The organism is Acidobacteriota bacterium (assembly GCA_016195325.1).
GTDB lineage: Bacteria > Acidobacteriota > Polarisedimenticolia > JACPZX01 > JACPZX01 > JACPZX01.
In genome coordinates, this window is the sequence record JACPZX010000007.1 from 68,650 (window position 1) to 81,492 (window position 12,843).

General features: G+C 71.1%; 12 protein-coding genes. 5 read left to right on the plus strand and 7 right to left on the minus strand.

All coding sequences use genetic code 11. From position 1 onward, the window contains the following. Positions 1 to 5 precede the first annotated feature (5 nt). On the plus strand, positions 6 to 1,187 hold the full coding sequence (locus HY049_01320; protein MBI3447549.1) for a winged helix DNA-binding domain-containing protein: 1,182 nt from the start codon (positions 6 to 8) through the stop codon (positions 1,185 to 1,187). A gap of 4 nt (positions 1,188 to 1,191) precedes the next feature. Here HY049_01320 and HY049_01325 read toward each other — a convergent pair whose 3' ends face one another. The 6 genes from HY049_01325 to HY049_01350 all read right to left on the minus strand — a co-directional run bounded on the left by HY049_01325 (position 1,192) and on the right by HY049_01350 (position 8,042). Continuing rightward, positions 1,192 to 4,389: an efflux RND transporter permease subunit gene (locus HY049_01325; GenBank protein ID MBI3447550.1), complete on the minus strand. Its 3,198-nt coding sequence runs from the start codon at positions 4,387 to 4,389 to the stop codon at positions 1,192 to 1,194. After that, positions 4,386 to 5,417: an efflux RND transporter periplasmic adaptor subunit gene (locus HY049_01330; GenBank protein MBI3447551.1), complete on the minus strand. Its 1,032-nt coding sequence runs from the start codon at positions 5,415 to 5,417 to the stop codon at positions 4,386 to 4,388. The genes HY049_01325 and HY049_01330 overlap by 4 nt, the downstream gene beginning before the upstream one ends. After that, positions 5,414 to 6,814: a TolC family protein gene (locus tag HY049_01335; GenBank protein MBI3447552.1), complete on the minus strand. Its 1,401-nt coding sequence runs from the start codon at positions 6,812 to 6,814 to the stop codon at positions 5,414 to 5,416. Before HY049_01335 ends, HY049_01330 begins: the two co-directional genes overlap by 4 nt. A 73-nt stretch (positions 6,815 to 6,887) precedes the next feature. Next, positions 6,888 to 7,106, minus strand: coding sequence for a zf-HC2 domain-containing protein (locus HY049_01340; GenBank protein ID MBI3447553.1), 219 nt, complete (start codon positions 7,104 to 7,106; stop codon positions 6,888 to 6,890). Positions 7,107 to 7,168: 62 nt separating this feature from the next. Then, entirely contained in the window at positions 7,169 to 7,783 is a 615-nt protein-coding gene (locus HY049_01345; GenBank protein MBI3447554.1) for an RNA polymerase sigma factor, read from the minus strand. A gap of 31 nt (positions 7,784 to 7,814) precedes the next feature. Then, a complete protein-coding gene (locus HY049_01350; protein ID MBI3447555.1) occupies positions 7,815 to 8,042 on the minus strand; it encodes a DUF2892 domain-containing protein in 228 nt (75 codons plus the stop codon). 202 nt (positions 8,043 to 8,244) lie between these two features. Here HY049_01350 and HY049_01355 point away from each other — a divergent pair, with 202 nt between their 5' ends. The 4 genes from HY049_01355 (at position 8,245) to HY049_01370 (ending at position 12,391) form a co-directional block, all read left to right on the plus strand. Further along, the gene (locus tag HY049_01355) at positions 8,245 to 9,546 is read left to right on the plus strand and encodes a PQQ-like beta-propeller repeat protein (GenBank protein ID MBI3447556.1); all 1,302 of its coding nucleotides are present in this window, start codon (positions 8,245 to 8,247) and stop codon (positions 9,544 to 9,546) included. 44 nt (positions 9,547 to 9,590) lie between these two features. Beyond that, entirely contained in the window at positions 9,591 to 10,439 is an 849-nt protein-coding gene (locus HY049_01360; protein ID MBI3447557.1) for an AraC family transcriptional regulator, read from the plus strand. Positions 10,440 to 10,585: 146 nt separating this feature from the next. After that, positions 10,586 to 11,044 (plus strand): hypothetical protein, encoded by a 459-nt coding sequence (locus HY049_01365; protein MBI3447558.1) that lies wholly within the window; start codon positions 10,586 to 10,588, stop codon positions 11,042 to 11,044. Between the two features lie 60 nt (positions 11,045 to 11,104). Next, on the plus strand, positions 11,105 to 12,391 hold the full coding sequence (locus HY049_01370; GenBank protein ID MBI3447559.1) for an FG-GAP repeat protein: 1,287 nt from the start codon (positions 11,105 to 11,107) through the stop codon (positions 12,389 to 12,391). Positions 12,392 to 12,487: 96 nt separating this feature from the next. On the opposite strand, the gene HY049_01375 is transcribed toward HY049_01370, so the two are convergent. After that, the gene (locus HY049_01375; protein MBI3447560.1) at positions 12,488 to 12,784 is read right to left on the minus strand and encodes a hypothetical protein; all 297 of its coding nucleotides are present in this window, start codon (positions 12,782 to 12,784) and stop codon (positions 12,488 to 12,490) included. Positions 12,785 to 12,843 lie beyond the last annotated feature (59 nt).

Below are 12,843 nucleotides of genomic sequence, written 5' to 3' on the forward strand. Positions count from 1 at the left end.
GTTCCATGGACCAGTCCAGGCTGCGCGCGTGGTGGTGGCATCGTCAGGGGCTCGACGGATCGCTCGAGGGGAACTCCCCGGCCGAGGTCCTCGAGCGGTGCGGGTGGGCGCGATCGGTCGCCGGCGTCGGGCCGTACCTGACGCTCTTCTCCCGCGCGGGGATCCGCCGGGAGGCGGTCGACGCCGCGGTGGCCGCCCTCGAGATCCACGAGCTCCCCTCGGCGCGCGGGTGCACCTACGTCCTTCCGGCGGCGGACTTCGCCCTCGGCCTTCTCGCGAGCGTCCCGTTCGCTGTCGCGGACTTCAAGGTCGCGCTCAAGCTCGGCGTGACGGAGAAGGAGATCGGCAAGCTCTGCGAGGCCATCCTCAAGGCCCTCTCGGGGGGCCCGCTCGAGCCCGACGCCATCCGCGAGGCGACGGGAAGCGCGTCGCGGAGCCTGGGGGAGGCGGGAAAGAAGAAGGGGGTCGGGACGACGCTGCCGATCGCGCTCTCGAAGCTCCAGCGATCGGGGGACATCCGCCGCATCTCGACGAACGGCCGCCTCGATCAGCAGCGCTATCGCTACGCTCTCTGGAAGCCAAACCCCTGCGCCAAGTCGAGGCTGTCCGAGGAGGACGTGGCGGTCGAGCTCGCGCGCCGCTTCTTCCGGTGGATCGGCCCCGCCACCGCGGGAGAGCTCCAGGGGTTCACGGCGCTCGGCGTCAAGGTGAACCGCGCGGCGATGGATCGGCTGGGGGTCGTCCCCGTCGAGAAAGGGGGTGATCGGTTCATGCTCCCCGACGACCTCGACGCCTTCAAGAGGTTCAAGGCTCCGAAGGCGGGGCAGATCGCCCTCGTGAGCAGCATCGACGCGCTCGTCCTGATGCGCCGTGACGTCCGCGGCCTCCTCGATGAGAAGGACGCGGGCCGCAAGGTCGTCGGCGACAAGCAGCTCGTCCAGATCGGAGGCCTGATGGATCTGCCGAGCCACGCCATCTTCGATCGCGGCCGCCTCATCGGCCTGTGGGAGTTCGATCCCGATGCCGGGACGATCGCCTGGTCGGGGTGGGAGAAGGGGAAGGCGATCGAGGCCGCGGTGGCGCGCACCGAGAGCTTCGTGCGCGATCAGCTCGGCGACGCGCGCTCGTTCAGCCTCGACTCCCCGAAGAGCCGCGCGCCGCGGATCGCCGCCCTCCGCAAGGGGTGAGGGGTCACCCGCGCGAGACCCGCGCGGCGTGCCCTCGCCTCGCCACGACGTAGTAGAGGACCGGCACGGCGACCCGGCTCAGGAGCGTCGCGGCGACTTCGCCCATCATGAGCGAAAGCGCGAGACCCTGGAAGATCGGGTCGAACAGGATCACGGACGATCCCACGACGACGGCCGCGGCGGTCAGGAGCATCGGCCGGAAGCGGATGGCGCCCGCGTCCACGACGGCCTCTTCGAGCGGGATTCCCTCCCGCAGGCGCCGCTCGATGAAGTCCACCAGGATGATCGAGTTCCGCACCATGATGCCGGCCCCCGCGATGAACCCGATCATCGACGTTGCCGTGAAGAAGGCGCCGAAGAGCCAGTGGCCGGGAAGGATCCCGACGAGGGAGAGCGGGATCGGCACCATGATCACGAGCGGGATCACGAACGACTCGAACCATCCCACGACGAGCATGTAGATCAGGACGAGGACGAGAGCGAAGGCGACGCCGAGGTCTCGGAAGACCTCGTACGTGATGTGCCACTCTCCGTCCCACTTCATCGAGAGGCGATCGGTGGAGTCGGGGAGATGCGTGGAGAAGCGCTCGACGGCGTACCCTCCCGGGACCTCGAGCCCGGCGACGCGCCCGTCGATCCGCGAGATCGCGTAGACCGGGCTCTCGATCTCCCCCGCGAGGTCGGCGAAGACGTAGACGACGCGCTTCAGGTTCTTGTGAAGGATCGCCGGGGGCTCGGTGCGCGCCTCGACGGTCGCCAGATCCCCGAGCCGGATCGTACCGCCGCCCGCCGTCGCGATTCGGAGATCGAGCGCCGGCTCGAGACGGCTCCGAAGGGCGGCGGGGAACCCGATGCGAATCGGCACCGGCTCCCGCTCGCGCGGCGCGTGAAGCAGGCCGGCGTCGACGCCGGCCACCGCGGTGACGAAGGCCCGCACGGCGGCCGCCTGCGCGACGCCGTGCAGCGACGCCTTCTCCCGATCCACCACCACGAACTGCTTCGGCTGCGGGAACGGGATCGACGTGTCGATGTCGACGACGCCGGGAGTGTCCTCGAAGAGCGCGCGGATCCGCCGGGCCAGGGCGATCTGCCCGTCGTGATCCGGCCCGTAGATCTCCGCGACCATCGTCGAGAGGACCGGTGGTCCGGGAGGTATCTCCACCACCTTCGCGCGCGCCCCGAAGCGCTGCGCGATCGCGGCGATCGCGGGGCGCACGCGCCTGGCGAGGGTGTGCGACGGCGCCGAGCGATCGGCCTTGTCGGCAAGGTTCACCTGGATGTCGGCGCCGTGAGGGCTCTGCCTGAAGAAGTAATGGCGCACGAGTCCATTGAAGTTCACCGGGGCGGCGGTCCCCGCGTAGATCTGGTAGTCGGTCACCTCGGGGACGGTCGCGAGGTACCGGCCGACCTCCTGGGCTACGCGGAGGGTCGTTTCGACCGGGGCGCCCTCGTCGAGGTCGAGGAGGACCTGGAACTCGCTCTTGTTGTCGAACGGCAGCATCTTCACCTTCACCGCACCGAACCAGACGAGGGCGCCCGCTCCGGCGAGAAGGGCGACGACGAAGGCGAGGAAGGCGAACCGGCGCCACGGCCGCTCGATCAGCCCGCGCATCTGGGAGCGGTAGAGTCGATCCAGCCGGCCGGGCTCCGGCCCGGCGCCCCGCTCGCGGCCTCCGTGCCCCTTCAACAGGCGCACCGCCGCCCACGGCGAGACCACGAACGCGACAGCGAGGCTGAAGAGCATCGCCATCGAGGCGCCGACGGGGATCGGGCGCATGTAGGGCCCCATCAGGCCCCGGACGAACGCCATCGGCAGGATCGCGGCGATGACGGTGAAGGTCGCGAGAATCGTCGGATTGCCGACCTCCGCCACCGCGTCGACGGCGAGAGCGCGGAGGGACCGGCCGTCCCTCATCGCGTGGTGGCGGTGGATGTTCTCGACGACGACGATCGCGTCGTCGACGAGGATGCCGATCGAGAAGATGAGAGCGAAGAGGGTGACCCGGTTGAGCGTGTAGCCGAAGAGGAAGTAGATGAAGAGGGTGAGCGCGAGGGTCACCGGGACGGCGATCCCGACGACGAGAGACGAGCGCCACCCCATCGCCAGCGCGATGAGCGCGACCACGGAGAGCGTGGCGATCAGGAGGTGCTCGATCAGCTCGTTCGACTTCTGCTGCGCGGTCCGGCCGTAGTTCCGCGTGACCGTCACCGAGACGGAGTCGGGAAGGAGCCGGCCGCGGAGAGAGTCGGTCAGCGCGAGGACGCGCTCGGCGAGGGCCGTCGCGTTGGCCCCCGCGCGCTTCGCGAGGGCGATCGTGACGGCCGGCTGGAGGTGCCCGCCCGGCGGTGCGCCCGACCCGGGCCCGGCGCCGAAGAAGACGTAGCTTCCCGGCTCCTCGGGGCCGTCGACGACGTCGGCGACGTCGCCCAGGTAGACCGGACGGGCGTCGCGCACGCCGACGACGATGCGGCCGAGATCCCGCGCGTCGTCGAGGTAGGGGCCGGCCTCGACGAGGACGCCGCGGTCGCCGCCGACCAGCGTTCCCGCGGGCGCCTGCGCCGACGCCGCGCGCACGGCGGGCTCGAGGTCGAGGATCGAGACGCCGCGCGAGGCGAGGCGCGCCGGATCGGGGAAGACTCTCACCTGCCGGCGCTCGCCGCCGATCAGCTCCACGCGCGCGACGTCGGGGACGGACTCGAGGGCCCGCGCCGCCTCGGCCGCGAGCCGGCGGAGCGCGAACCCGTCGAGCCGATCGCTGTGAAGGGTGAGGGCGAGGAAGGGCACGTCGTCGATGGTGCGGAGCTGCACGAGGGGAGGCGTCGAGCCCTCCGGCCGCTCCGCCGCGTGCGCGGCGAGCTGATCGTAGACCTTCACGAGGCTCGGCTCGAGAGGCTCGTTGACGCGGAAGCGCGCGGTGATCAGCGCGCTCCCCTCGCGCGACGCGCTGTACAGGTACTCGACGCCGGGCAGGCCCCACAGCTCCTTCTCCGTGGGGGTGACGAGCCGCTCCTCGATCTCCCGCGCCGAGGCGCCGGGCATCCCGAGGGCGATGTCGATCATCGGGACGATGATCTGCGGCTCCTCCTCGCGCGGCGTCACTCCGATCGCGAGCACGCCGAGGAGGATCGAGCCGATAACCGCGAGCGGCGTGAGTCGGGAATCGAGGGTGGCCGCCGCGACGCGGCCCGCCGCGCCGGTCATGACGCCGGGCCTCCCGGCGTCACGGGAGTGCCGTCCTCGAGGGGCGGCGGATCGAGGATGACGATCTCGCCGGGCCGCACGCCGGCGAGCGCCACGGCCGTCGAGCCTTCCACGGTTCCGGGGCGGATCCAGCGGATCCAGGCCCGGCCGTTCTCCACGACGTAGACGCCCGTCAGCGCCCCGCGCTCGAACAACGCCGCCGACGGAACGAGGGCCACGTGCGGGGCCGCCTCGTGCGCGAGCCGCAGCCTCGCGAACGACCCCGGCCGCGCGCGGGTCCCCGCGGGAAGGTCGGCCTTCACGAGGAAGCGGCGCGAGGCCGGCTCTCCCGCCGGGCCGAGAATCGCCACGCGCGATGGGACGGCGGCGCCGTCCTCCAGCACCGCTTCCACGACGTCGCCGATCCGGCACCGGTCGGCCTGTCCCGCGGAGAGGCTCGCCTGCACCCGCAGACCCGAGGCCCCCTGCACGCCCAGGAGAGGAGCGCCGGGGCGCGCGAGATCTCCGGCCTGCGCGAGGCGATCGATCACCACGCCGTCGAACGGCGCCCTGAGATCGACGTATTCGAGCTGCGCCTCCGCGGCGGACCGCTCGGCGACGGCCGCGGCATCGGCGGCATCGGCCGCCTCGACCTCCGCGCGCGTGGCCGCGTCCCTGTCGAGAAGCCCCCGCATGCGATCCCGCTGCGCCCGGGCCGCGGTCTCCCGGGCGCGCGCCCCGTCGACGCGGGCGCGGATGTCGCGCCCGTCGAGGCGCAAGAGGAGATCACCGGAGCGGACGGGAGTTCCGTCGTCGACCTTCATCTCCTCGATGACCGCCGAGATCCGGCTGGCGATCACCGCGACGCGGACCGCCTCCACCGTTCCCGGCACTTCCGTCCATTCCGTCGCGGCCTCTTCGACAGGTGCGGTGCGCACCACCCTCGGCGCCTCGTGCGCCGGGGCCGCCGGCGTCACGAGGCCGGAGCGACACCGGCTGAAGAGCGCAAGAAGGACGAGTGGGGCGACGCGCGAGATCGTGCGGTTCATCGTGCCTCCGTGCCTGTCGGTGCGAGCGCGGCGGCTGCGGCGCCCGCCGCCGGCGGCTCGAGCAGGCCGGCGGCCCGCAACAGGCGCGCCCGGCCCACGACGGCGTCGTGAATCGCCTGAACCGCCGCGAGCCGCGCCGCCACCAGCGCGTGCTCCGAGTCGATGAGATCGGTGAGCGGGAGCAAACCGGCGGCGTACCTCTCGGAGTCGATGCGGCGCGCTTCCTCCGCGGCGACGACGGCCTCGCGCGCCAAAGTCACTGACCGGTCCGCGACCTCGACGTCGCGGTAACAGGTCTCGACCTCGACGCTCACTCCGTCGGTGAGGGAGCGCGTCGCCGCCTGCGCTCGAGCCGAGGCCGCGTCGGCTCGCTCGGCCCGCGCGCCCCGCCCGCGATCGAACGCGCTCCAAGTCACCCGGATGCCGGCGACGTAGGACCCTGCTCCGGGGTCGAAGGCGTCGGTGTTTCGCTCGTAGCGTCCCTGGCCGACGACCTCGGCCACCCCTTCCGCGCGGGCGGCACGCGCGGTCGCGAAGGCCGCGTCGGCCTGGCGCCGCGCGGCGTCGATGTCGGGGCGCGACGCGAGAGCCGCCCCGGTGTACCTATCGAGATCGTCCAGCCGATCGGTCGGGGCGGAGAGGGGGGTGACGGGCTCGAACTCCTCGTCGGAGGAGAACGACAGATCCCTTCGGAGGCGCGCGGCCGCCAGCCTGACGTCGGCCAGCCCCCGCTCGCGATCGCGCTCGCGCGCGAGGCGGTCCACCCGCGCCCGGAGCAGCTCGGACGAGAGGGCGAGCCCCGACTCGACTCGGGCTCCGGCTCGAGCCTCGTGACGCCGCATGTCGTCGACCGCCGAGTCGGCGACGTCGAGAGCCTCGCGGGCGAGAGCGAGGCCGAAGTAGCTCGCCGTGACCTCCTCGACGATCCGGGCTCGTTCGGCCCGCATGTCCGCCGAGGCGGCGGAGGCCGCCGCCCGGGACGCGTCCACGTCGAGGCGCAGGCGGCCGGAAGTGTCGAGAGGGAGCTCCACCGACACGCCGGCCATGCCATGACCCCGGGAGGCCGGATCGTTCAGCCGCGCGACGTCGAAGTCCGAACGGGTGAAACTCGCCGACGTGAGCTTGTCGGAGAATACGAGGACCTGGTTGTCGGTCAGGCGCCAGCCCCCATCGACCACGACGCGCGGCCAGCGCTGCGATTCAGCCTGCCGCACCGCCGCCTGCGCCTCGACCTCGGCGGCGCGGCCGGCGGCCAGCGCGGGATGGCTCCGGAGAGCGAGCTCGATCGCGGCATCGAGCGTCAGCGGGCGCGCCGGGCCGGCGACGGGAACGGTCGCGCCGCTGAAGAGCACCACGACGGCCAGCGTCCACCCCGAGATCTCCCGTCCGCGTCGCATGGGCTCCTCCGCGCGCCCGTGAGCGGGCGTCCGATCGCAGAGAGCCGGAATGGGGCGGGGAGTTACAGCGCGGTCAGCTTGTTTTTCGAGCCTGCCGGAGGGCGTCGGCGAGAGAACGGATCGTCTTCGGCTCGAGAGGCTCGCGAGGCAGGCGGCGGACGGCCTCCACGGTGGCCTTCAGGGTGTTCACGAAGGCGCGGCAGGGGGGGCACTGGCCGCCGTGCTCGTCGATCGCCCGCCTCAGCTCGGCGGCCAGCTCGCCGTCGACGTAGTCCGAGAGGAACTCGACCATGGCGCCACACCCGTCGCCGCCGGGCCGGTGAGCGCGCGGAGATCTCTTCGGCGGTGGACGTTTCATCGGCCCGCCCCGCGCGTCGTCGTGAGATAGCCGTCGAGGGCCTTGCGCAGGGCGAGTCGGGCGCGGTGCAGCCGCACCTTGGCCAGCGCCTCCGTGATGCCGAGGACCTCCGAGACCTCGCGGGTCATGAGGCCCTCGTGGTCCCGGAGCAAGAGCACGGCCCTGAACTCGCTCGGCAGGCCGAGGATCGCCTCCTCGAGCTTCTTCTCGAGCTCTCCCTGGAGCAGCCGGTCCAGCGGAAGATCCGACCAGTCCGCGATCTGCGGCGGCTCGCCTCCCGGCTCCCTTTCCGGGAGGAGGGCCTCGAGGGAGACTTCGAGCTCGCGGGGGGCCGAGGCGTCGCGCCTCATCTTGAGGCACGTGTTGGCGGCGACCCGGTAGACCCACGACCTCAGGGCGAAGGGATCGCGGAGATCCTGAATCGACTGGTACGCCTTGAGCAGAGTCTCCTGCACGACTTCCTCCGCGTCGGCCCGGTGGCCGCACATCCGACGACCGAAGCTCAGGAGGCGCGGCCCGAAGCGCGCCACGAAGGGCTCGAACGCCTCCGGGTCGTTCCTCTGCAGCGCGAGGGCGAGCCGGCCATCCTCCTCCGCGTCGGGAGTGCGCATGCGCTCATCGTAGTCACGCGACCGGCCGTCCTCAACCGGCGCCGGGGTCGCCCGATTCGCACGGGGCGGGGCCCTCCCGGAGTCCCAGCTTCCGGAAGGCCCACATCGCCGGGCACGTCCCCGTGAACGCCGACTGGACGAGGTTCGCGCCGACGAACGCGGTGAACAGGAACCATCCCGGATGGACGAAATAGCCGAGGGCGACGCTCAGAAGGACGAAGCTGCCCGCGAGCAGCCGCAATGCTTCGTGGAATCCCATGGTTTGACCTCCAACCCGTGAAGAGCCGGAATCGGGCTCGGGGTTACAGCCGCCGCTTGAAGATCCCGCAGCTGTGTTGAACCGCGGGACGAACGCCGGCTCGCGCCGTGAACTCCGCGCTCCGGGCTGCGTACAGGTCCGCGGGGGCCGGCACCCCGCGGACGCGCGTTCCGCGACATCACGAGACCCCGGGAGACGATCGATGAAGCGACTCGCACGGCTCGTCCTCTTCGCCCTCGCGGTGGCGCCCGCCTCCGCTCAGAGCACCTTTCACGGCAACGCCGCGCGCACGGGAGTCTTCTCGGGGTCGGGGCCGACCCGGACCCCGAGCGTGAGGTGGAAGTTCAAGGCGGGCGGCGCGATCGCCTCCTCTCCCACCGTCGCCGCCGGCGTCGTGTACATCGGCGCGCTCGACGGGCACCTCTATGCCGTCGATCAGGAGACCGGCAAGGAGAAGTGGAACTTCAAGTCGAGGATGCCCATCACGTCGTCGGCGACGGTGACCGAGGACACCCTCTACCTCGTCTCGACCGCCGGATCTCTCGTCGCGATCGATCTCTCGAACGGCCAGCCGAAGTGGGTCCTGCCGGCCGAGTTCGAGCGGAAGTTCGAGGCGAAGAACCTCCACGGACTCCCCTCCGCGGCGCAGACGATCCCGGACGCGTGGGACGTCTTCATCTCGTCCCCCGCCGTCGTCGACGGGAAGGTGTACTTCGGGAGCGGCGACGGGAACGTCTACGCCGCCGACGCGAAGACCGGGCTCCTCCAGTGGAAGTTCCCGACGAAGGACGTCGTCCACACCTCCCCCGCGGTGGTGGACGGGACGGTCTACGTCGGAAGCTGGGACGGAATGCTCTACGCGATCGACGCGACGAGCGGGCAGCAGAAGTGGGCCTTCAAGTCCGGCGAGGACAACGTCATCCACAACCAGGTCGGCTTCCAGGGATCGCCGGCGGTGGTGGACGGGACGGTCTACGTCGGGTGCCGCGACGCGCACGTCTACGCGATCGACGCCGCGACGGGGCGGAAGAAGTGGGACTACCCGACGAGCAAGTCGTGGGTCGTCGCCACTCCTGCCGTCCGCGACGGCGTCCTGTACGCCGGCACCTCCGACAGCTCCCGGTTCCTGGCGCTCGACGCGAAGACGGGGCGCCTCCTGAACAACTTCGACGCGAAGGCCTACATGTTCTCCTCTCCCGCGCTCGCCGGCGACATCGCCTACGTCGGCGATCACAACGGAAGGCTCTACGCGATCGACGTGAAGAAATGGAAGCTCGCCTGGGAGTTCCAGACCGACGGCTCGAGGGCCGATCCGCTGAAGATCCTGAACGCCGACGGCGGCATCAACCGCGACGCGATCACTCCGGTCTTCGGCGACTTCGAGGACATGTACCTCGACGCCTACCGGTTCATGACGGTCGGAGCGGTCATGTCGTCCCCGGCCATCGACCGCGGCGTCGTCTACTTCGGCAGCCTGGACGGGAACCTCTACGCGCTGCAGTAGGAGCGTCGGCGGCCGGAGCCCCGTGGTAGAGTTCCCGTCACGCCATGAACTACAGGGAAGTGAAGCCCACGCCCGCGCTGGCCGCGCACCTCGAGTGCTTCTGGTTCGCCGGCGACGGTGTCGCGCCGCCCCCCGGGCGGCCGCCTGAGAGGATCCTCCCCGACGGCTGCGTCGAATGGCTATTCCACCTCGGCGATCCGTTCCGGCGCGTCACCGACTCGGGATCCGCTGAGCTCCAGCCGCAGAGTTTCGTCGTCGGCGAGCTGACCCGCCATCTCGTCGTGACTCCCTCCGGCCGGGTGCGGACGATGGGGGCGCGCTTCAAGCCGGGAGGCGCCTACCGCTTCGTGCCGATCCCCCTCGGCCTTCTCACCGATCGCGTGGCGCCGACCGCCGACGTGTGGGGAGCCGACGGGAGCCGGATCGAGGACGCCGTAATGAGCGCCCGGAGCGACGGGGATCGCATCCGTCGCGTCGAGGCCTTCCTGACGGCGCAAGGGGATCGGCGCGCGGCGCGTCCGCGCCTCGACGCGGCGGTCGCTTCGATCCTGCGCAGCCAGGGGTGCGCCCGCGTCTCGGATCTCGCGCACCTCGTCGGCTCGAGCCCGCGGCAGCTCGAGCGCGAGTTCCGCTCGGGCGTCGGGCTCACCCCCAAGGGGCTGGCGAGGACGATTCGCTTCCAGAACCTGATGCGCCTCGTCGGGGAACCGAGGCTGCGCGAGTGGGCGAGCCTCGCCCTCGACGCCGGGTACGCCGACCAGTCCCACATGGTCCGCGAGTTCCGCGAGTTCGCCGGACAGACGCCGACGGATCACGGGGCCGCGCCTCCGGGGGATCTCGCCCGTCATTTCGTCTCGCCGCAGCGTCTCGCCGCGCTTCTCGGGATGAGTTAGGAGTCGCGGCTCGACGGCCCGGGGCGGCGCCGCGCTGTCGCGTTCGTTCAAGAAACGGCGCGCGCGCGGCGTAGAGTTCAAGCGGCACCCGGGCGCTCGCCCGGGGTCTCATGGAGGGTGGAGCCGTGCGGGTATCGAGAGTGCTCTTGTTGATCGGACTGTGCGCCTTCGGAAGCGCGTCCGCGCCCGCGGGGACGATCGCGGGCGACGTCTCATCGCTCGCGTGGATGGCGGGGACGTGGATCGGCGCGAAGGACGGCGTCGAGATGGAGGAGATGTGGCTCCCGCCCCGGGGGCAGTCGATGCTCTCGGTGCACCGCGACGTGAAGGACGGGAGGACGACGTCGTTCGAGTTCCTGAGGATCGAGGGGAGCTCCTCGGGCCTGACCTATTGGGCGAGCCCCGGGGGGCGCCCCGCGACGCCGTTTCGCTGTGTGGATCTCGCGGGAAAGAAGGTCGTCTTCGAGAATCCGGAGCACGACTTCCCGCAGCGGATCCTGTACTGGCTTGGGGACGACGGGTCGCTTCACGCGAAGATCGAAGGGACGCTCAAGGGAAAGCCGGCCTCCGAGGAGTGGGCGTGGAGGAGGAGCCCCGAGATCTGAGGGGGCTCTTGTCGCGCGGGGCCCGCTCCTGTAGTCTCGTTCACAGGAGGGCGCCTCGTCGTGAACATCCACCGCAGTCTCACTCTCGTGACGGCGTTCCTGTCGGTTTCCACCGTCGCGCCCGCGCAGCAGCCCGTGCCTCTCTTCGTCCTGCAGGGGGCGAAAGCCGGCGACAACCTCGGGTACTCCGTCGCCGGGATCGGCGATTTGAACGGCGACGGCACCCCCGATCTCGTCGTGGGCGTGCCCGCGGCGGATTCCAACGGCCTCACCGACGCGGGAACCGTCGAGGCGTTCTCCGGGGTCGACGGGAGCCCCATCTGGAGCCGTGACGGCTTTCGCGCGAGCGCGTTCTTCGGGACGGTGGTCGTCGCCATCGGGGATGTCGATGACGACGGCGTGCCCGACGTCGTCGCCGCGGCGCCGGCGTCGCTGGGCCCGGCGGGAATCGACGGTTACGTCCAGGTGCTGTCCGGAGTCGACGGGAGCGTCGTCCGGGAGATCGATCCGAACGCGGGCGAGGAGCTCTTCGGACTCGGCCTCGCCGTGGTGGGGGACGTTAACGGCGACCTGGTGGACGACTTCCTCGTCGGCGCGCCCGGCCGCGGAGGCTCGGCCCCCGGGGTCGCGCGCCTGATCTCGGGAGCCGACGGCCAGGTCCTCCGCACTCTCGCCGCCACCGGCACCGAGCTCGCGTTCGGTCGCGCGGTGGCAGGGGTGGGAGACGTCGACGGCGATCTCGTCCCCGACTTCCTGATCGGCGCGCCGTACTCGCCGTCGAAGAAGGGGACGGCGTTCGCCGGCGTGGCGCATCTCTTCTCCGGGGCCACCGGGGCGATTCTGCGGACGTTCGCCGGAACGAGAGCCGCCGGCTTTCTCGGCCTCGCCGTCGCCGGCCCCGGTGACGTGGACGGGGACGGGGTGCCGGACTACTTCGTGGGATCTTTCGCGGCGACGGTGGACCACCATCGGAGCGCGGGGAAGATCGTCGCCTACTCCGGGGCGAGCGGGGTGAAGCGGTACGCGCTCAAGGGGCGCGCCACGGGCGACGTCCTGGGCTCGGCGATCGCGGGGGTCGGGGACGTGGATGGCGACGGGCGGGACGACGTCGCCGTCTCATCACTCGGCCCGGCGAGCGGGGGTCTCGTGCGCGTCTTCTCGTCGGCGAAGCGATCGATCCTGTTCGCGCACACGGGAAACCCCAACGATCTCGAGCTCCAGGCTCTCTCGGCGATCGGCGACGTGAGCGGCGACGGCCGCCCCGATCTCGTCGTCGGCGCGTGGAACGCCACCCCCGGCAAGGGGTTCGAGTCCGCCGGCGAGGTGCTCGTCTTCGCGCTTCCGTAGGCGGGAAGCGACCCGCGCCGGGCGGACAAAAAAAGGGCGCGCATCCGGCGTGACGCGCGCCCTTCTTCCTTCCCTGGATCGATTGGACCGGGTCGCTTACTTGGCGGGCTTGATCGCGACGACCGCCTGGTGCTCACCCTTCTCGTTGTCCTGGCAGGTCAGGCTGACCTTGTCGCCGGCCTTGAGGTGCTTCGCCTCTTCGAGGGCGATGCCGGAGACGGGAGCGGTGTGCGACTCGCCCTTCTCGTCCTTCATCGTCATCGTCTTGGCCGCCGCGTCGAACGACACGAACGTCGCGGTCAGGTCATGCGTCTTCCCCTTCATCTCGCCCGCGGCGGAGAGGGTCAGCGCGGCGACGAACACGAGCACAACGGCGAATGCGAGCTTTCTCATGTGTTCTCCTTTTCCAGTGCTTTTTTGGTTGAGCTTGAACTCAGGCGGGGGCTGACGGG